A 19,935-nucleotide genomic window follows, 5' to 3' on the forward strand; every position below is an offset into this window, starting at 1 on the left:
AAAAAGACTAAGACAGATGTGTCTTAGTCTTGATTCATTCTTAGTCTACGTTCACGTATTCTTTAGAAAGTTCAAGCACTTCTTCCATGGTTGAACATTCAGTCAGAGCACGGTTAGCGTATTCTTGCATTTTAACTGTATCCAATTTCTTCATCAAGCTACGTGTACGAAGAACAGATGTCGCTGACATGGAGAACTCATCCAAGCCCATTCCGACAAGGAGTGGAACAGCTGTTTGGTCACCGGCCATTTCACCACACATACCAGCCCATTTACCTTCTGCGTGAGCCGCCTTGATCACATTATTGATCAAACGAAGGATTGATGGGTTATATGGTTGGTAAAGGTATGAAACTTGTTCGTTCATACGGTCAGCAGCCATAGTGTATTGGATAAGGTCATTTGTACCAATTGAGAAGAAATCAACTTCTTTAGCAAATTGGTCAGCTAGCATTGCAGCAGCTGGGATTTCAATCATAATCCCTACTTGGATATCGTCTGCAACGGAAACACCTTCAGCAACCAATTTAGCTTTTTCTTCTTCAAGAATACCTTTAGCTGTACGGAACTCAGTCAACAAAGCAACCATTGGGAACATGATCCGCAATTTACCGTGAACAGATGCACGAAGCAAAGCACGCAATTGTGTACGGAACATTTGATTACCAGTTTCAGAGATAGAAATACGCAAAGCACGGTAACCCAAGAATGGGTTCATTTCTTTAGGAAGATCGAAGTAAGGGAGTTCTTTATCCCCACCGATATCCATTGTACGAACGACAACAGGTTTACCGTTCATACCTTCAAGAACTGCTTTGTAAGCTTCATATTGGTCATCTTCAGTTGGGAAGTCTTGAGAATCCATATACAAGAATTCTGTACGATAGAGACCAACAGCTTCTGCACCATTATCATTTACACCTTCAACATCTTTAGGTGTACCGATGTTAGCAGCCAATTCGAAATGTTTTCCATCAGCAGTAACTGTTTGAGCATCTTTAAGGAGAGCCCATTCAGCTTTTTGTTTAGCGTAAGCTTCACCAGCCGCTTTGAAGGCTGCGATTTGTTCCTCAGTTGGGTTGATCACTACTTCACCAGTAATACCTGAAACAGCCAAAACATCACCATCTTTGACAAGTTCTGTGATGTTATTTGTTCCAAGAACGGCTGCGATTTCAAGTGTACGCGCCATGATAGCTGAGTGACTTGTACGTCCACCGATGTTAGTAACAAAGGCTTTTACGTACTTTTTGTTCAACTGAGCTGTATCAGATGGTGTCAAGTCATGCGCCACCACGATTGCTTCTTCATTGATAGAAGCAGGGTTTGGCAATTTCTTACCAAGCAAGTTGGCAAGGACACGTTTGGTAACGTCGCGAATGTCTGCTGCACGTTCTTGCATGTAAGGATTGTCTTCCATTCCTTCAAAGATTGCAATGAACATGTCAGTGACTTCTTTCAAGCCAGCCTCTGCATTGATTTTTTTCGTACGAATCGTTTCTTTGATCTGACCAATCATTTCAGGGTCAGCGAGAACCATCATATGCGCATCAAAAACTTGCGCTGCTTCTTCACCAAGGCTTGCTACTGCATTCTCCCGAATAAGAGAAAGCTCGTTTTGTGAAGCTTCAAGAGCTGCATCCAAACGAGCTTCTTCTGCACTTGTATCTTCGACTGAAACAGTCTCAAATGATAAGTCTGGTTGAATGAGCAAATATGCCTTAGCAACGGCAACACCGTCAGATGCTGCAATTCCTTTTAGCATTTTTGTCATATTTTTAAGCCAATCCTTCTTTAGTCATTGTTTCTGAGATAGCTGCGATCGCATCATCAGCGTCAGCACCTTCAGCAGAAATTACAACGTCAGCACCTTGACCAACACCAAGGCTCATAACACCCATGATTGATTTCAAGTTAACTGATTTACCTTTGTATTCAAGAGTGATGTCTGATGCAAATTTGCTAGCAGTTTGAACCAACAAAGTTGCTGGACGTGCGTGGATACCTGTTTCTGCCACGATGTGGAAATCTTTAGAAGCCATAATTGGACTCTCCTTTTAAAAAATAGTTTTTGAGTTACCTTTTGATAACCCTTACAATTTGGTATTATATCATCTTTTGAAATTTTTTTCAAGATTTTTATCACTGACTTACAGAAAAAGACTGCGAAAAATCCCAATTTAGATACATTCTAAGAAGCTACTGAAGAATGGAGAACAAATCTTTTCAATTTTCTACTATATTATAAGTAACATTTTCCTCCGCTTTCAAATAAAAAGAAGCAAGTGTACCACAGGATATTGATTCACCAAAAAATTATAACTAATTAAAGATGCTTTAAAGCCTATTCCTATCCCATTTCTTCGATTTTCACACTTTTCACTCACCACAATATATTGTGCTTTGAAAACTCCATTTCATATCTTTGCACAATATTTAGTTTTATTTTGTTGACAAGTTGCTGGATTTTGTTTATACTGTTTACAGATTTATATTTCGATAGGAGAACGGAAAAGAAATGGTAACCATTTATTCAAAAAATAATTGTGTTCAATGCAAAATGACCAAGCGATTCCTCGATAGCAATCATGTGGAATACCGCGAAATTAACTTAGATGAACAGCCAGAATTTGTAGAGCATGTTAAGAACCTTGGCTTCAATGCTGCTCCAGTAATTCAAACACCGGATGAAGTATTTTCTGGTTTTCAACCAGCTAAGTTGAAGAAACTTTCTTAATAAACACAGTATTTTGCTTAAATAGGGTCTAGCGTTAGCAACCTAACACTAGACTTTTTACTTGTAAAGAGAGGACTTCTCCTCTTCATTTTTTTGAACTAGAAAAGGATTATTATGGGATTAAAATCTCTTGAAGATGTGACGTATTTTCGTCTTAACAATGAAATCAACCGTCCAGTAAACGGCCAAATCATGCTTCATAAAGATAAAGAAGCTTTGGATGCGTTCTTTAAAGAAAATGTTGTACCAAATACTAAAGCCTTTGACTCGATTACAGACAAGATTCAGTACCTTCTCGAGCACAATTACATTGAGAGAGCTTTTATCGAGAAATACCGTCCTGAATTTTTAGAGGAATTGGCCCAATTTATCAAAGACCAAAACTTCCAATTCAAGTCCTTCATGGCAGCCTACAAATTCTATAACCAATACGCTTTGAAAACAAATGATGGAGAATACTACCTTGAAAGCATGGAAGACCGTGTCCTCTTCAATGCTCTCTACTTTGCAGATGGAAATGAAGCTATCGCGCGAGACATCGCAAACGAAATTATCCACCAACGTTACCAACCAGCTACTCCTTCTTTCTTAAACGCTGGTCGTGCCCGTCGCGGCGAATTGGTTTCTTGTTTCTTGATCCAAGTAACCGATGACATGAATGCGATTGGACGTTCTATCAACTCTGCCCTTCAACTTTCACGTATCGGTGGTGGGGTTGGGATCTCCCTCAGCAACCTTCGTGAAGCTGGAGCACCAATCAAGGGCTACGAAGGAGCCGCTTCTGGGGTCGTTCCTGTTATGAAACTCTTCGAAGATAGCTTCTCTTACTCGAACCAATTGGGACAACGCCAAGGGGCTGGTGTGGTTTACTTGAACGTCTTCCACCCAGACATCATTGCCTTCCTTTCTACTAAGAAAGAAAACGCCGATGAAAAAGTTCGGGTTAAGACCCTCTCACTTGGGGTCGTCGTACCAGACAAATTCTATGAGTTAGCGCGTAAAAATGAAGAAATGTACCTCTTCAGCCCATACTCTGTTGAGCGTGAATACGGAGTACCATTCAACTACATCGACATCACTGAAAAATACGATGAGTTAGTCGCTAATCCAAATATCCGTAAGACAAAAATCAAGGCACGTGATTTGGAAACTGAAATTTCTAAATTGCAACAAGAATCTGGCTACCCTTATGTAGTCAACATCGATACTGCTAACCGGGCAAACCCAGTTGATGGGAAAATCATCATGAGTAACTTGTGTTCAGAGATCCTCCAGGTTCAAGAACCAAGCTTGATCAACGATGCCCAAGAATTTGTCCAAATGGGAACAGACGTCTCCTGTAACCTTGGTTCCACCAACGTGGTTAACATGATGACTTCACCTGATTTTGGACGTTCTATTCGTGCCATGGTCCGTGCCTTGACCTTCGTCACTGATAGTTCTCATATCGTCGCTGTTCCTACTATCGACCACGGAAATAGCCTTGCGCATACCTTTGGTCTTGGAGCCATGGGACTTCATAGCTACCTTGCCCAACAATTGATTGAATATGGATCACCTGAATCTGTTGAGTTTACGAGTATCTACTTCATGCTCATGAACTACTGGACTCTCGTAGAATCAAACAATATCGCACGTGAACGAGGCATTACCTTCCACAACTTTGAAAAATCAGACTATGCCAACGGTAGCTACTTTGATAAGTACACGACTGGAGAATTTGTACCAAAATCTGATCGCGTCAAAGAACTCTTTAAAGATATCTTCATCCCTAGTGCAGAAGACTGGGCAGAATTGCGTGCGAAGGTTCAAGCAGATGGTCTTTACCACCAAAATCGCTTGGCTGTTGCACCAAATGGTTCTATCAGCTACATCAATGACGTATCTGCTTCTATCCACCCAATCACACAACGGATTGAAGAACGCCAAGAGAAGAAAATCGGGAAGATCTACTACCCTGCAGCTGGATTGTCAACAGATACCATTCCATACTACACTTCTGCCTACGACATGGATATGCGTAAGGTGATTGATGTTTATGCGGCTGCAACTGAGCACGTAGACCAAGGTCTTTCACTGACCCTCTTTATGCGCAGTGACATTCCAAAAGGTCTTTACGAATGGAAAACTGAAAACAAACAAACCACTCGTGACTTATCTATCCTTCGTAACTACGCCTTTAACAAGGGTATCAAGTCTATCTACTATGTCCGTACCTTTACAGATGATGGTGGAGAAGTTGGTGCCAACCAATGTGAAAGCTGTGTCATCTAAGACACTCAGATCCATTGCTACCAAAAAGTCGGTTCGCCGACTTTTTGTGCGGTATTCTAACAATTGTGTTAAAATAATAATGATTGTATGATCGAATGAATTAGAAAAAGAAAGAGATTTCAAATGGAAACTTACTACAAAGCCATTAACTGGAATGCCATCGAGGATGTCATCGATAAATCTACTTGGGAAAAGCTAACCGAACAATTTTGGTTGGATACACGTATTCCTTTGTCAAACGACTTGGATGACTGGAGAAAGTTGTCTAATAAAGAAAAAGACCTAGTTGGTAAAGTCTTTGGTGGATTGACGCTCTTGGATACCATGCAGTCTGAAACGGGTGTGCAAGCTCTTCGCGCAGATATTCGTACGCCTCATGAAGAAGCCGTCTTTAACAACATCCAATTTATGGAATCTGTCCACGCTAAGTCTTACTCTTCTATCTTTTCGACCTTGAATACCAAGTCAGAAATCGAAGAGATTTTCGAATGGACCAATACCAATCCTTTCCTTCAAAAGAAGGCAGAAATCATCAATGAAATCTACCTCAATGGGACTCCTCTTGAAAAGAAAGTAGCCAGCGTCTTCCTTGAAACCTTCCTCTTCTACTCTGGTTTCTTCACACCGCTCTACTATCTTGGAAACAACAAGTTGGCCAACGTGGCTGAGATCATCAAGTTGATCATTCGGGACGAATCAGTTCACGGAACCTATATCGGCTACAAGTTCCAACTCGGATTTAACGAATTACCAGAAGACGAACAAGAAAAACTCAAAGAATGGATGTATGACTTACTCTACACCCTCTATGAAAACGAAGAAGGCTATACAGAGAGCCTCTATGACGGTGTTGGCTGGACAGAGGAAGTCAAGACTTTCCTTCGTTACAACGCTAATAAAGCCCTCATGAACCTGGGACAAGATCCGCTCTTCCCTGACTCAGCAGATGATGTCAACCCAATCGTCATGAACGGAATCTCAACCGGAACATCCAACCACGACTTCTTCTCTCAAGTCGGAAATGGATACCTCCTCGGTGAAGTAGAAGCCATGCAGGATGACGATTACAACTACGGACTATAAGACAAAAACCTTTCCAGACGGAAAGGTTTTTTTGTTGCAATTTTTTCTGATTGGATCCCCTTCTTATTTGAAAAAAGAGGCTGGGACAAAAGTCCTAGTCTCTTTTTGTTGTTGGATTGTCGAGCAAGACGCAGTGGTTGAGTGGGCTCTACTACGCTGATTTCATCAGCTTTTACAGCCTACTCAACTGTGCGGAGGTGGGACGACGAAATCGAATTCTAACGAATGTCCGATTTCTGTCCCACTCTCTCCTATTATTACAATTTACCTGCTACTGCATCCAACAATTCTTGGATTTTCGCTTGGTTGCTTCCTCCTGCCATGGCCATGTCTGGTTTACCACCACCACGTCCATCGACGATTGGAGCCAATTCTTTAATGACATTACCTGCATGGACCTCTTTTGTCTTGCTGGCTACAAGGACATTCACTTTGTCACCGATGGCTGCGACAAGGACAAGCACATCAGAGTAGTCTTTTTGTTTCCAGTTATCCGCGAAGGTACGAAGGGCACCTGCATCTGATACAGAAACTTGGCTTGCGATAAAGCTGTGACCATTTGCTTCTTGAACATTCTTGAAGACATCACCTGCTGCTGCAGCCGCTGCTTTTTCCTTCAATTCTGCATTTTCTTTTTGCAATTGACGGAGTTGTTCTTGAAGGCCTTCCACCTTGTGAGGGACTTCTTTGAGTTGAGGGGCTTTTAAGGTTGCTGCGACTGCTTTCAGAGCATCTTCTTGATCACGATAAGCTTCGAAGGCTTCCTTACCAGTCACTGCCAAGATACGACGAGTTCCTGATCCGATCCCTTCTTCTTTGACAATCTTGAAGAGACCGATTTCAGAAGTATTGCCTACATGGGTACCACCACAGAGTTCCACTGAGTAGTCACCGATGGTGACAACACGGACTTCTTTACCGTATTTCTCACCAAAGAGGGCCATGGCTCCCATTTCTTTAGCAGTATCGATATCTGTTTCAATTGTTTCTACTGCGATTGCTTCCCAGATCTTCTCATTGACTTGTTGCTCAATAGCGCGTAATTCTTCAGGAGTTACGGCTTGGAAGTGAGTAAAGTCAAAGCGAAGGAATTCTACTTCATTGAGAGATCCTGCTTGGGTTGCGTGGTTACCAAGAATATTGTGAAGAGCCGCATGGAGCAAGTGAGTTGCTGTGTGGTTCTTCATAACACGGTGACGACGATTCGTATCAATGGCCAAGGTGTATTCTTGGTTCAAGGCAAGAGGAGCAAGGACTTCAACAGTATGGAGTGCTTGTCCATTTGGTGCTTTTTGAACGTCTGTTACAGTCGCTACGACATTTCCTGCCGCATCCAAGATTTGACCGTGGTCAGCTACTTGTCCACCCATTTCAGCGTAGAAAGGTGTTTCTGCAAAGATCAGTGATGCAGTTCCTTCTGAAACAGCTTCTACTTCAGCATTGTCCGCTACGATAGCTACCAACTTAGAAGGCAATTGACTGGCATTATAGTTAAAGACACTTTCAACTGTGATGTTTTGAAGGGTTTCATTTTGCATTCCCATAGATCCGCCTTTAACAGCTGATGCACGCGCACGTTCTTGTTGTTCCTTCATTGCTGCTTCAAAGCCTTCACGGTCGACTGTCATTCCAGCTTCTTCGGCAATTTCTTCTGTCAATTCTACTGGGAATCCGTATGTATCATAGAGTTTGAAGACATCTTGACCAGCGATAACCGTTTGGCCTTTTTCTTTCAAGTCTTCAACGATGGTTTGGGCAAAGTGTTGACCAGAGTTCAAGGTACGAGCAAAAGATTCTTCTTCACTCTTGATGATTTTTTCAATGAACTCTTGTTTTTCAAGTACTTCTGGGTAGTAGCTTTCCATGATCTTCCCAACGGTTGGAACCAATTTATACAAGAAGGTTCCTTCGATCCCCAATTTTTGACCATGCATAGAAGCACGACGGAGGAGACGACGAAGAACGTAACCACGACCTTCATTACCAGGAAGAGCCCCATCCCCAATCGCAAATGAAAGCGAACGGATGTGGTCTGCAATCACCTTGAAGCTCATGTTGTCTCCATCTGGATCATAGGTTTTACCAGACATCTTTTCAACTTCACGGATAATCGGCATGAAGAGGTCTGTTTCAAAGTTGGTCTTCGCTCCTTGGATAACGGCTACCAAACGCTCTAAACCAGCGCCCGTATCAATGTTCTTGTGAGGCAATTCCTTATATTCGCTACGAGGAACAGCAGGGTCTGCGTTAAATTGTGACAAGACAATGTTCCAGATTTCGATGTAACGGTCGTTTTCGATATCTTCTGCAAGCAAGCGAAGGCCAATATTTTCAGGGTCAAAAGCTTCACCACGGTCAAAGAAGATTTCAGTATCTGGTCCAGAAGGTCCCGCACCAATTTCCCAGAAGTTGTCTTCGATTGGAATCAAGTGACTTGGATCCACACCAACAGCGATCCAACGGTTGTATGAATCCTTATCATCTGGATAATAGGTCATGTAAAGTTTGTCTTTGGGGAAGTCGAACCATTCAGGACTTGTCAAAAGCTCATAAGCCCAAGTAATGGCTTCATCACGGAAGTAATCCCCGATGGAGAAGTTCCCCAACATTTCAAACATAGTATGGTGACGCGCTGTCTTCCCTACGTTTTCAATATCATTGGTACGAATAGCCTTTTGAGCATTGGTAATCCGTGGGTTTTCAGGTTTGATGGTCCCATCAAAGTATTTCTTAAGAGTGGCAACCCCTGAGTTAATCCACAAAAGGGTTGGGTCGTTTACAGGAACCAAGCTAACAGATGGTTCTACTGAGTGGCCTTTGCTTGCCCAGAAATCAAGCCACATTTGGCGGACTTGTGCACTAGATAATTGTTTCATGTTTTTCTCCTAATTCTTATTTAACTAATTGGCGCCAGTTTCCAACATTTCGACGTAATCGATGGCGACACAAAGCGAGATGACTAAATCCGCGTACTCGTCCTCATAGACCGATACTTGATAGGTCGAGGTGAGATGAAAGAGTTCTTTGCTAATCTCAGCGACGATTTGATCCCGATCATCGAACAATTTGAATTCCAGGTCCCAGATATTTCCCTGCACCCGCAGTCCTAAATCTTCGATATCGTATTTATCCCTGAAGAGCGTCAGCTTTTTATGGATAAAAAAGCGGTCCCCATCCTTCAACTCAACCACAAACTTGGGAAGAAAGCTGATTGTTTTTTTAGTAATGTGGCTCACTTCTTGTCCATTCTTATCATAGATGGTAAAAGTCTTGGGAATCTTAAGAAAAGATCCCTCAACCTGGTACTCAACATTTCCCAACTCATCTTTGATATCGAACCGCTCGCCACCCAATCGAAATTTTTGTTTCACTTGATAGGTTCGCATCTTTTGATCTCCTTTAAAAAGCTCCAGACAACTGCCCATAAACAAAAGACAAGCCACTAAACGAAGGGCGAAAAACCGCGGTACCACCTTCATTCAATGAACTTGTCATTCTTCATTTTATATGCAATTGTCTCAGCCGAGTAGCAAAATCATTTCTCTTCCATGGCTCGCACCCCCGCCACTTCTCTGATTCCGAGTAACAATGATTTATTCTCAACTATTTCATTATACAAGTTCCAAAAGGAACCGTCAACTATTTTTTAGATGATGAGCTGCTATCACTTGTTTGAACACCGATATTTTGCAAATATTGGTTGAAGGTTGATTTGAAGGCATCATCTTTGACCTTGATATTGGCATTGGTCATCGCTTTTGCAATAATGCTACGGATGTAGTTAGTATCTTGCTTACGACCGTCAACAATGATCTCTTTCAAACGTTTTTCGTATTTCTTCCAGTCAGAACCTTTTTCTGTCTTCTTATTCAATTTGACAATATAGTAGCTAGCAGAATAGTTTTGACCTGCTGAAACTGTGATCACATCTGAAATGCCGTTTTCATCCAATTTAAAGGCAGCTTCTTTGACTTGAGATGGAATATCTGCTGTTCCTGAATCGAACTTGACTTCTCCACCTTTGTCTTTTGTAGCAGTATCTGTTGAATTGTCTTTGGCGATTTGGGCAAAGTCTGCACCTTCCGCTTTAGCAGCTTCCAACACTTCTTTTGCTTTATCTTCTGAATCTAACTTGATAATTTGTGCTGTTACTTCTGGTGTGTAAGATTCAAAAGCCGCCTTGTAGTCAGACTCTTTGATATCTTTCTTAGCAGCTTGGTTGACTGCATATTCCAACAACATATTGCTACGGATTTGTTTCTTCGCTGTTTCTTCCGTCAAGCCTTGTTGCGCCAAGTAAGCATCGAATTGGTTACCTAATTGTTTCTTTTGTTTAGCCAATTCTTTATCGACTTCTTTATCAGAAACTTTTGATCCATATTCTTTTTCAAAGACTTTATTGATGGTCATTTGGAAAAGAACTTGTTGAGCACCTTGGTTGGTTTTGATTTCATCATAGAAATCAGAAACTGTAATCGTGTCCCCTTTCATGGTCACGATATCTTTGTTTGTGCCATTGGCACACGCTGCTAGTGTTACGACTGATAGCAAGGTCACAGCACCCGCTACAAGTTTTTTCTTCATGAAAATTATTCTCCGTTCCTTTTTAAACTTCTTCTATTTTACCACAAATTAGAGAGAATACCTTAAATTTACCTAAAAAGAGCTAGGATCTGGCAAGGTTACCGTCTCTGTATTTTTCCGAATCATTAAAATACCATCTCCAAGTGGCACCAAACTAGCGGTCAAATCTGGATGATTGAGAGTCGCATGAAAGAGATTCTGAAGCCCTCGGTAAATGGTTCGTTGCCCACGACGAACTTCCATGATATCTTTGGCAACATCTCCTCCTTGGAAAATATCATCCAGTACCACAATTCCCCCAACCTCTAAGAGTTCGAGAATCCGTGGTAAAAAGACGATGTACTTAGACTTAGCAGAGTCCATAAAGACAAAGTCATAGGTCTCTGTTAAATCCTGCAATACATCTACTGCATCTCCTTCAAGCAAGGTGATTTGCTTTCTCTGATCGTATTTAGCCAGATTTTCCTTGGCAAAGCCAATCATCTCTTCATTCCGATCAATAGTGGTAATTTGTGCATCGGGAGCATTTTCAGCCATTAAGAGCGCTGAAAATCCAATTGCTGTCCCAATTTCCAGGATTTTCTTTGGTTGTAGGGCTTGCAGGAGTAGTCTAAAGTAAGCTACCGTTTCATGCGGAATAATCGGAATATTTTCCTTGCGGGCGAATGCTTCTAACTCCTCCAAGGCACCTGCTACCGGTTTTTGACGCGTGCGCATAAAGTCAACGATCTCATCTTTAACCACTGGCCGGCGCATATTGTGGTTGGCATTTTTACTATAAGACTCTACCATCTTATGCGAGTCCTATTTTTTCTACTAGGGCTTCAAATTCATTCAAACGACGTTCGAAGACCGCAAAGGCTGCGTCCAAGTAGTCTTCTTTTTCCATATCCACACCTGCTTTGCGGATGACGTTGAGTGGATAATCAGAATTTCCAGCCTTCAAGTAGTCGATATATTTATCACGATCTTCTTGTGTTCCATGAACAATCTTTTCAGCTAAGGCTGAAGCTGCTGCAAAACCTGTTGAATATTGGAAAACGTAGTAGTTATAGTAGAAGTGAGGAATACGAGCCCATTCATATTGGATTTCAGGGTTGTCATCTTTTGAAAGACCGTAGTATTTCTCATTGAGTTCTGCATAGAGGTTATTCAAGAACTCACTAGTCAATACCGTACCTTCTTGGTCTGCTTTATGAATAGCATGCTCAAATTCGGCAAACTGGGTTTGACGGAAGACGGTTCCACGGAAGCCATCCAAGAAGTGATTCAAAATAGCAAAGCGAGTTGCATCGTCTTCTACTTCTTCTAACAGACGTTCGGTCAGGATATTTTCATTGGTGGTAGAGGCGATTTCAGCAAGGAAAATGGAATAGTCCCCATAGACATAAGGCTGGGTTTCACGGGTATAGCTAGAATGCATACTGTGACCAGTTTCATGGACCAAGGTGAAGAGATTATCCAATGTATCTTGCCAGTTCAATAACATGAAGGCATTGGTATCATAAGAACCACCTGAATAGGCACCTGAGCGTTTGCCTTGGTTGACATGCACATCAATCCACCGTTCGCTGAAGGCACGTTTCACACGAGAAAGGTAGTCCTCACCCAAAACAGCCAAGACTTCTTCTGCTTTAGCCAATGATTCTTCATAGGTAAACTTGTAGTCTGTATCGGATAATGGCGTATACATATCGTACATCTTCAAGTCTGAGATTCCAAGAATTTTTGAGCGCAATTGCACATAGCGTTGCAAGAGTGGCAAGTGTTTGTTCACAGCTGCTACCAAGCTATCATAAACACTTTCTGGTACAAAGTTTTCAGAAAGGGCCGCTTCACGGGCAGATGAGAATTTGCGAACTTTGGCATTGAAGTTGTGAACTTTCACATTGGTTTGTAAGGTTTTAGCATAGGTGTGTTGGTACTGTTCATAGACCTTGTAGAGTCCTTCATACGCTTCCTTACGAACGGCACGATCTTTTGATTCTACCAAAGAAATATAGTTTCCATGGGTTAATTGAACTTCTTCACCCTTGTCATCATGAACAGTAGGGAAGACAATATCCGCATTGTCCAAGATTTCAAAGGTTTCCCCGCCAGCTGCAAAGATCTCACCCGCTCCTGCAAGTAATTCCTCTTCTTTTTGAGACAAGACGTGTTCTTTTTTCTCCAGCAAGCGATCAAAATAATGACCATATTGTTCCAAGGCTGGAACCTCACTCACAAAGGCCTGGTACTGCTCATCCGTAATGCCCATGAATTCAGGCTCATAGAAGGCAAAGGTTTCACCTAATAGGCTATAAAGTGACATCCCTTTTGATTGGTATTCTTGGTATTTAGCAACCCGTGTATCTTGGTCATTTTTCATATGGGCGTAAACATAGACCTTTTCCAACCGACGGCTCAATTCCAAATAAGCATTGGTTGTATCCAAAAGCGTTTGGGCTGAATCCAACAAATGGCCAGCATAGTGGCTTGCTGCTTTAATATCTGCAGCTAAGCTGGCTGCTTCTTCTTCCCAAGCTTGATCTGTCGCAAAAATAGTCGACAAATCCCATTGGTATTTTTCATCAATTTCATTACGTTGTTTTACCATTTCGATTAATCCTCCAATGGTTCTATTTTAGCACAAAAATGAACATTTCGGGAGGATTTCTATCTTATAAAGTTAGCTTTTCTGCTGAGTATAAAAACGTGGGGGATAGAGGATCTGAACAGGTTGGATCCCTTGCGACTGATAATAGCTCATAAATTGCTGGTAGTAATCTTCTATATCCTCTTCAATTTGAAGCAAATTCTGTGAAAGGATCGGACGACAAAGAGGATAAAAGAAATCCAGCCCCAGTTCCATCAGATGGTGTCCCTGCAAATAGAGTTCTTCCTGAAGTTTCAGCCACTTTGGGTGACGATAAAAGAGTTGCTGCTGTATATACGTTAAAAATGTCCGATCGAGCTCGACTGCCATTTGCTGCATGGGTTGCGAAAGATAAGGGGTACGCAAGACTTCCAGTAAGGACCTTTGACCAAAAGGGAAAATTTCTGTTTGATAATGCAATCGCCCTCGTAAATCCTCATGGATGAGGTATTGCAGACGTAGCTCTTTTTTTGTCAGATCCAATTCCCAAAGATGAAACCCTCGATTCTGACTAAAATATAGAAAACCAGCCTGCAGCTTTGTCAGTCTTTCCTTAAGCCATAACTTTTTACCAAGTAACCAATAGACCTGATAACCGTGGGATCGATAAGCATCGCTTCTCTCCTTCAAGCGCTCTAAAGATAAGGAGCTACATTGCACTTCCAAAGCTAAATTCTTATCTACTACCAAAAGATCGGCAATTTGTTGAAAATCTGCTAAATAACTTTCTACTTCTGTATGAGACTCCTTAGAGGCCCAGTCATAAAGACTGGCTTTCAATTCCAGATGTTCAAAACTCTCAGCTTCTTGATGATAAGGACAATGCTGTAATTCCACATGGGCAAAATGAGCCCGTAGGACCGTACCATTTTTAAGACGCACAGGACTGTGACAGACTAAGCAATAGAATGGTCCTTCGGTCACAGCTGGGATCTCTTCCATACAGTTCCACCGCTTTTGATTTTTATCCATGGCAATAAACATATCCCCACCTCCTCATCTATATCATTCGAAAAAAAATAAGAAAAAGGCTGGAAATTCCAACCTTTTCTTCCTTTTATTCTTCAGAATCTGAATCATCACTGTCGTCATCTGCAACAGGTGATTTACTCAATTCTTTCTGCATATCTTTCATTTCTTTACGAGTACTTTCCAACTCGTCTCGAGCATCTTTCAAGCTTTCGATCAAAGCTTCACGGTCTTCTTTAGGAACGACTGTGCTATCTGAACCGATGCTTTCCAAGCTTTCATTAAAGATATCTTTTTGGTTTTCTAATCCTTGCTTCAAAGCGCTAACAGTTGCATCGTATTGCTCTTTTGCAGGACCTGTCACAGACTTACCTGCTTCTTCGGTAAGTGAAACAGATTGATCCATTAATTTTGCAAACAACTTTTTGAAGTCTCCAACTGTTTTTGCTTTACTGATTTCTGCATCTGTTAAGAGTGTAGAAGATGAAGTATCTTCTGAATCTGTTGAAGTATCCTTACTTTTTGAAGTATTGGCAGATTTGCTCGTCACTTTAGTCGTTGATTGACTGTTTGAAGTTTCCTTCTTTGTGTCTTGTTTGTTTGAACAAGCAGCAAGTGAAACAATCGTCAAAAGAGCAGCTGTCGATAAGATCATTTTTTTCATAAAATGGTCTCCTTTATATTTATTTTACCTCATTCTATCATCGAATACTTTGATTGTCAAATTAATCACTAGTTCTTGATAATAGCAAAAAAATTGGACTGAATCCTTTGAAATCAGTGATTCTGTCCAACTTTTGGATAGTTAGTCATAAAATCGTAACAAATTATTTATTCCACATTGCCACCAAAAAGGCCGTGAGCCTTCCCTTGGGGCATTTTTAAGACAAAGCTCATCACAAAAACGATTCCTACTACTCCAGCTAAGAATAGACTCATGAGTGAGTAGCCACCGTGTTCAATAAAGTAGCCAGCCACTGGTTGTAAAAGAATTGTCCCTAGGTAGCGTGCTCCTTGTACAATGGCCATAGCGAGAACCAAATCTTTTTTCTCTACCTGTTGGGCGATAAACCGTAAGGAGACCATAATCAACACCATCCCTGTCGTATGTTTGGACAATAGTGTCACTAAGACTTTTAAGAAGACTGGGCTCGGAAGGGCATAGATGACATACTGGGTACACAAAAGGCCAATCGGAAGAGCGATTAATACTCGTAGTGGCCAACGATCCATAAACCGGTCAGAGAAAAAGATCAAGGGGGCTTCTACTACAACCGAGATAGCCACAACTGTTGAGGCTATATGAACAGGAAGTCCACTAGCCATGAGCAGTTCAGGGATATAGGTATGACCAATATTACCAACCCCTGAAGCCAACCCAATCAACACAATAAAGAAGAGATAAGGTCCATTGTGAAGAAGAGGACGAATAGAAACAGGGTGTTTTTCCTTTTCCACGACTGTCTCTTTTTTCTTCATTCGAACCGCACTTAGGCAGAAGAGACTCAATACAATGGTGATCAAAACGGTATAATAAACTGCTTGGGGGGTAAATTGATGGTATACCCAGCCAGCTATCTGGACACCCACCGAATAACCAATAGTACCCCATACCCGAATCTTCCCAAAAGCGTATGGGCTTTGCGTTGCAAAAACTTCCATCATAGGGGCTGTCCCATTCAGACAGACTAGTACGAATCCGTAAAAGAATGTTAACCAAAAGAGATTGGGAGCCCAAAGAAAACCTAAGACTCCTCCAATGATCAAGCTCAGACTGAGGGACGTCATTTTAATGATCCCAAATCGCTCATTGATATAACCGAAGAAGGGTTGGGCGAGCATGGATAAGAAAAAGGCTACAGAAACTACAGTAGACACTTGACTGGCATTATAATGTTTTCCCATCAAATAGACGGAAATCAGTGTCGTAAAGAGAGAGGTGGACATAAAATAGAAAGTATAGAGAAGCATATAAGCTGCATAAGAATTTCGGAATCTTTTCATATAAGTCCTTTCTAAAAGTATCTGAATAGAACAATGACAAAACCCAACTGACAATCAGTTAGGTTTTATTTTATTCTTTATTATAGCGCCTTTGGGCATCTTTTTTGCGTCGATCGCGACTTTGTTTTTCAATCGATAGAATAATGACCAGAATGAGAATTGGAATCAAAATCAGGAAATGATCCAACGAAAGCCATTTGATGGGCTTAGCAGCTGTCTTTTTCCCACTTGCCGTTTCTTTGACAAGTTCTGGCTTGGCCCCTTCTTCCACTTTCATATCATCTCGGATTCCTTCAGACAAAGTATAGAGATCGTTATCTACTGTCAAATACCCATCTTTTACCGCAAGAGTCGGTTCTTTAGCGCCTTTTTTGACCGTTGCATAGAAGGGTTTTTCAAGGGTATAGGTCTTGCCATCAATCTGCTGGACACCCGCATCCAACAGTTTTTTATAGCCAAAGTCTTTGTAGGCTTTTTCAATCAAGGCATTGCCAAATGGGTGACGATAGTATTCCCCATCTTGGTCTGCCCAATCTCCTACTCCCATAATCACAGCAATCAATCGTTGATTGCCCCGTTTGATGGTCGCGATATAGTTGAAAGCTCCACGAGGGCTTGATCCAGTTTTTAAACCATCCACACCTTTCAAAGCATACTTGGCTCCTGGCAATGAATAATTGTAGGTATCAAAGGTTTCCTCATACGGAGTCCCTTTTTTGACCGTGACTTGTGCTTGATTGGTATAGTTTAAAATATCTGGGTATTGATTGATAAAATGATAGACCAGAATCCCTAAATCACGCGCGGTTGTCTGGTTGGCCGCATCATTTGGATAATTGTTTACCTGATAGTAGCCTTGCAAGGTGGAGATAGCCGCCCCGCTTGGGTTATTCCAGACCGTGTTGGTCATCCCTAATTCCTTAGCCTTGGCATTCATGCGCTCGATAAAGGCATCTGGATCATTGTTGGACATGAGATTGGCCAACATGAGGGTCGATACATTTGAGGATGGAACCACTGTCATGGTAATCAACTCAGGAATTGTGTAGTCTACCCCAGCAACAATATTATTGTTGGAGATCTCATAGATCTTTCCGATCGCTTGGTCTGAAGCGGTCGCCTTGATCACTGTATCTTTACTGATCTTGCCATTTGCCATATCTTCAAACAAGAGATAGAGCGTCATGAGCTTACTCATGCTGGCAGGATCTCTGACTTCATCGATATTGTCCTTCCAAAGAACATTTCCCGTATTACCGTCAATGATGAGCGAAGAATGTGGACGGTTAATGGCTTGGACATTGTCATTTGGATACATCTTTTGCGCCATATCCACCAATTCATCCGCACTCGCTAGAATTGGCTGGCATAAGAGACTCAGAAGGAGGCAAATATGGATCAAATATTTTTTTATCATAAACTTTTCCTTTATAACAGACTAATCAGCTGGAGGCTAAAATAAGCTTCTAGCCCTCATGCTCTTTTCTCCTGTCTCCCAGTAGATGAAAAGAGCCAAACACAGCAGATAATTACTTGTATTGTACCATACTTTGAAGCAGAAAAAAACCTATCTGGCCCGAATAAATCGGCGATAGGTCCTGTTTTTTATCGACTTAACAAGCTCAGGGCTTCCTTATCCGCAATAATGGTCACATTTGGATGTCCTTGAAGGGCACTAGCTGGCACTTTTTCTGTCCTTTCACCCTCTACTGTACCTTTGATTGCTTGGGCTTTCGATTCCCCATAGGCAAACAAGACAATTGATTTCGCTGCTAAGATATTGGCAATCCCCATCGAAATGGCTTGGGTTGGTACATCTTCGATCTTATTAAAGAAACGAGAATTGGCCTCAATGGTAGAGTCATCCAACTGAACTAAGTGGGTCTGACTATCAAAGGATGTCCCTGGCTCATTAAAACCGATATGCCCATTGCGCCCAATGCCCAAGATTTGAAGATCCACTGGATGCTCTTCGAGTATTTTGTTATAACGGATCACTTCTTGATCGGCAGATTCTTCTACACCTGATGGGAGATAGCTTTCTTTGAATGGTTTGGCATCAAAGAGGTTTTTCTCCATGAAATACCGATAAGATTGAGGATCATCTCCCGTCAAGCCTACGTATTCATCTAAGTTCACACTGATTAGATTAGACAGATCCAAATCACTTTCACGAATTTGTTTATAAAACTCAAGGGGACTGCTTCCAGTCGCAAGACCTAAGGTTTGAGCACCTTCCTTTAAGGTTTCTTTCAATATATCAAAGGCAACTTTTCCACCCTCAATTTGGTCCTTTACTTCAATAATTTTCATTGGATAGACCTCCTATTTCTCTATGCTTTTATTATATGGTATAGACCAATTTTTGTCAAGTGAAACCGCTATCTTTTTCTGGCATTTTTTTCATTTTCAAGTCGATTCGTGATATAATGAAAGGTATGATTGTATCACTATTATTCATCATTTTTTTGATCGGACTCCTTGTCTTTCTCTTATCTTTCTTGATTCATCAAAGAAAGATTCTCAAGGTCCTGATCTTTTTGATGGGAATCTGCCTGATGCTCTTAGCTGTCGGGACTACCATCTATCTACTCACAAATTTATTATAAAAGGAGCGCAAATGAATACCAACGACTTTGACTTTGATTTGCCTGAAGAACTGATTGCCCAAACCCCTCTTGAAAAACGAGATGCCTCTAAACTCTTGATCCTCGATCGAAAAACAGGGCAATTCCAAGACCGTCATTTTGATGCCATTTTGGATGAATTGGAGCCAGGAGATGCTCTTGTCATGAATAATACGCGCGTACTGCCTGCCCGTCTTCATGGTGTCAAACCAGAAACAGGTGGTCACGTCGAATTCCTTCTCCTTAAAAATACCCAGGATGACTGTTGGGAAGTCTTGGCAAAACCTGCAAAACGCTTAAAGGTAGGGGCCACAGTCAGCTTCGGAGATGGTCGTTTGACTGCAACCGTTGAGGAAGAATTGGAGCACGGAGGCCGCATCGTTCGCTTCCACTATCAAGGGATCTTTTTAGAAGTCTTGGAAAGCCTTGGTGAAATGCCACTTCCTCCCTATATTCACGAAAAACTTGCTGACCGCGAGCGCTACCAAACCGTTTACGCCAAAGAAAATGGTTCTGCTGCAGCTCCGACGGCAGGTCTTCATTTCACCCAAGAATTGCTCCAAAAAATTGAAGCAAAAGGGGTTCACCTGGTCTATTTGACCCTTCATGTGGGCCTAGGAACCTTCCGTCCAGTATCTGTGGACAATCTTGAAGACCATGAGATGCACTCTGAATTCTACCAACTTTCTGAAGAGGCTGCTGCGACCCTTCGTCAGGTAAAAGCTGCAGGGAAACGCATCGTAGCCGTCGGAACGACTTCTATCCGAACTCTTGAAACGATTGGAAACAAATTTGATGGTGATATCCAAGCCGATTCAGGCTGGACCAATATTTTTATCAAACCAGGTTATGAATGGAAAGTCGTCGATGCCTTTTCAACCAACTTCCACCTTCCAAAATCAACTCTGGTCATGTTGGTTTCTGCCTTTGCTGGCCGTGAATTAACCCTAGAAGCATACCACCATGCGATTCAAGAACGCTACCGTTTCTTCAGCTTTGGGGATGCTATGTTCATCAAGTAA

The 19,935-nt window shown here is 41.7% G+C and carries 16 protein-coding genes; 4 read left to right on the forward strand and 12 right to left on the reverse strand.

The genetic code is table 11. The features are described from left to right. Positions 1-40 precede the first annotated feature (40 nt). The gene (gene ptsP / locus O3626_RS00875) at positions 41-1,774 is read right to left on the reverse strand and encodes a phosphoenolpyruvate--protein phosphotransferase (RefSeq protein WP_371494647.1); all 1,734 of its coding nucleotides are present in this window, start codon (positions 1,772-1,774) and stop codon (positions 41-43) included. A gap of 4 nt (positions 1,775-1,778) precedes the next feature. Continuing rightward, positions 1,779-2,042: a phosphocarrier protein HPr gene (locus O3626_RS00880; RefSeq protein WP_003006411.1), complete on the reverse strand. Its 264-nt coding sequence runs from the start codon at positions 2,040-2,042 to the stop codon at positions 1,779-1,781. 476 nt (positions 2,043-2,518) lie between these two features. On the opposite strand from O3626_RS00880, the gene nrdH reads away from it, so the two are divergent. From nrdH to nrdF, 3 genes are all read left to right on the forward strand, one after another. Continuing rightward, complete coding sequence (gene nrdH / locus O3626_RS00885; RefSeq protein WP_003006408.1) at positions 2,519-2,737, forward strand: glutaredoxin-like protein NrdH; 219 nt, start codon at positions 2,519-2,521, stop codon at positions 2,735-2,737. A gap of 114 nt (positions 2,738-2,851) precedes the next feature. Next, the gene (nrdE, locus tag O3626_RS00890; RefSeq protein ID WP_371494649.1) at positions 2,852-5,011 is read left to right on the forward strand and encodes a class 1b ribonucleoside-diphosphate reductase subunit alpha; all 2,160 of its coding nucleotides are present in this window, start codon (positions 2,852-2,854) and stop codon (positions 5,009-5,011) included. A gap of 123 nt (positions 5,012-5,134) precedes the next feature. Further along, on the forward strand, positions 5,135-6,094 hold the full coding sequence (gene nrdF, locus O3626_RS00895) for a class 1b ribonucleoside-diphosphate reductase subunit beta (RefSeq protein WP_037608336.1): 960 nt from the start codon (positions 5,135-5,137) through the stop codon (positions 6,092-6,094). A gap of 257 nt (positions 6,095-6,351) precedes the next feature. Here the strand turns inward: nrdF and alaS are convergent, their stop codons facing one another. The 10 genes from alaS to O3626_RS00945 all read right to left on the reverse strand — a co-directional run bounded on the left by alaS (position 6,352) and on the right by O3626_RS00945 (position 18,599). After that, complete coding sequence (alaS, locus tag O3626_RS00900) at positions 6,352-8,970, reverse strand: alanine--tRNA ligase (RefSeq protein ID WP_371494651.1); 2,619 nt, start codon at positions 8,968-8,970, stop codon at positions 6,352-6,354. 24 nt (positions 8,971-8,994) lie between these two features. Further along, entirely contained in the window at positions 8,995-9,480 is a 486-nt protein-coding gene (locus O3626_RS00905) for an LURP-one-related/scramblase family protein (RefSeq protein ID WP_371494653.1), read from the reverse strand. Positions 9,481-9,733: 253 nt separating this feature from the next. After that, positions 9,734-10,678: a peptidylprolyl isomerase PrsA gene (prsA, locus tag O3626_RS00910; protein ID WP_371494655.1), complete on the reverse strand. Its 945-nt coding sequence runs from the start codon at positions 10,676-10,678 to the stop codon at positions 9,734-9,736. 72 nt (positions 10,679-10,750) lie between these two features. Beyond that, on the reverse strand, positions 10,751-11,470 hold the full coding sequence (locus O3626_RS00915; protein ID WP_049486342.1) for an O-methyltransferase: 720 nt from the start codon (positions 11,468-11,470) through the stop codon (positions 10,751-10,753). 1 nt (position 11,471) lies between these two features. Beyond that, a complete protein-coding gene (gene pepF, locus O3626_RS00920; RefSeq protein ID WP_371494657.1) occupies positions 11,472-13,274 on the reverse strand; it encodes an oligoendopeptidase F in 1,803 nt (600 codons plus the stop codon). 72 nt (positions 13,275-13,346) lie between these two features. Further along, entirely contained in the window at positions 13,347-14,297 is a 951-nt protein-coding gene (locus tag O3626_RS00925; RefSeq protein WP_371494659.1) for a competence protein CoiA family protein, read from the reverse strand. 73 nt (positions 14,298-14,370) lie between these two features. Further along, complete coding sequence (locus O3626_RS00930; RefSeq protein ID WP_371494661.1) at positions 14,371-14,946, reverse strand: hypothetical protein; 576 nt, start codon at positions 14,944-14,946, stop codon at positions 14,371-14,373. A gap of 167 nt (positions 14,947-15,113) precedes the next feature. After that, a complete protein-coding gene (locus O3626_RS00935; protein ID WP_371494663.1) occupies positions 15,114-16,286 on the reverse strand; it encodes an MFS transporter in 1,173 nt (390 codons plus the stop codon). 70 nt (positions 16,287-16,356) lie between these two features. Further along, positions 16,357-17,703 (reverse strand): DUF1958 domain-containing protein, encoded by a 1,347-nt coding sequence (locus O3626_RS00940; protein WP_371494665.1) that lies wholly within the window; start codon positions 17,701-17,703, stop codon positions 16,357-16,359. 188 nt (positions 17,704-17,891) lie between these two features. Further along, a complete protein-coding gene (locus O3626_RS00945) occupies positions 17,892-18,599 on the reverse strand; it encodes a glucosamine-6-phosphate deaminase (protein ID WP_371494667.1) in 708 nt (235 codons plus the stop codon). 307 nt (positions 18,600-18,906) lie between these two features. Between O3626_RS00945 and queA the strand changes: the two genes are divergently transcribed. Continuing rightward, the gene (gene queA, locus O3626_RS00950) at positions 18,907-19,935 is read left to right on the forward strand and encodes a tRNA preQ1(34) S-adenosylmethionine ribosyltransferase-isomerase QueA (RefSeq protein WP_003006367.1); all 1,029 of its coding nucleotides are present in this window, start codon (positions 18,907-18,909) and stop codon (positions 19,933-19,935) included.

It is taken from the genome of Streptococcus sp. 20925_1_77 (assembly GCF_041432125.1).
Classification (GTDB): Bacteria; Bacillota; Bacilli; order Lactobacillales; family Streptococcaceae; genus Streptococcus.

What these genes read in the sequence shown, in the direction of transcription:
- O3626_RS00925 (WP_371494659.1), bottom strand. Translation starts at nt 14,297, where the DNA reads ATGTTTATTGCCATGGATAAAAATCAAAAGCGGTGGAACTGTATGGAA.
- O3626_RS00880 (WP_003006411.1), bottom strand. Translation starts at nt 2,042, where the DNA reads ATGGCTTCTAAAGATTTCCACATCGTGGCAGAAACAGGTATCCACGCA.
- O3626_RS00935 (WP_371494663.1), bottom strand. Translation starts at nt 16,286, where the DNA reads ATGAAAAGATTCCGAAATTCTTATGCAGCTTATATGCTTCTCTATACT.
- nrdH (WP_003006408.1), top strand. Translation starts at nt 2,519, where the DNA reads ATGGTAACCATTTATTCAAAAAATAATTGTGTTCAATGCAAAATGACC.
- queA (WP_003006367.1), top strand. Translation starts at nt 18,907, where the DNA reads ATGAATACCAACGACTTTGACTTTGATTTGCCTGAAGAACTGATTGCC.
- pepF (WP_371494657.1), bottom strand. Translation starts at nt 13,274, where the DNA reads ATGGTAAAACAACGTAATGAAATTGATGAAAAATACCAATGGGATTTG.
- O3626_RS00945 (WP_371494667.1), bottom strand. Translation starts at nt 18,599, where the DNA reads ATGAAAATTATTGAAGTAAAGGACCAAATTGAGGGTGGAAAAGTTGCC.
- ptsP (WP_371494647.1), bottom strand. Translation starts at nt 1,774, where the DNA reads ATGACAAAAATGCTAAAAGGAATTGCAGCATCTGACGGTGTTGCCGTT.
- O3626_RS00940 (WP_371494665.1), bottom strand. Translation starts at nt 17,703, where the DNA reads ATGATAAAAAAATATTTGATCCATATTTGCCTCCTTCTGAGTCTCTTA.
- O3626_RS00915 (WP_049486342.1), bottom strand. Translation starts at nt 11,470, where the DNA reads ATGGTAGAGTCTTATAGTAAAAATGCCAACCACAATATGCGCCGGCCA.
- nrdF (WP_037608336.1), top strand. Translation starts at nt 5,135, where the DNA reads ATGGAAACTTACTACAAAGCCATTAACTGGAATGCCATCGAGGATGTC.
- prsA (WP_371494655.1), bottom strand. Translation starts at nt 10,678, where the DNA reads ATGAAGAAAAAACTTGTAGCGGGTGCTGTGACCTTGCTATCAGTCGTA.
- nrdE (WP_371494649.1), top strand. Translation starts at nt 2,852, where the DNA reads ATGGGATTAAAATCTCTTGAAGATGTGACGTATTTTCGTCTTAACAAT.
- O3626_RS00930 (WP_371494661.1), bottom strand. Translation starts at nt 14,946, where the DNA reads ATGAAAAAAATGATCTTATCGACAGCTGCTCTTTTGACGATTGTTTCA.
- O3626_RS00905 (WP_371494653.1), bottom strand. Translation starts at nt 9,480, where the DNA reads ATGCGAACCTATCAAGTGAAACAAAAATTTCGATTGGGTGGCGAGCGG.
- alaS (WP_371494651.1), bottom strand. Translation starts at nt 8,970, where the DNA reads ATGAAACAATTATCTAGTGCACAAGTCCGCCAAATGTGGCTTGATTTC.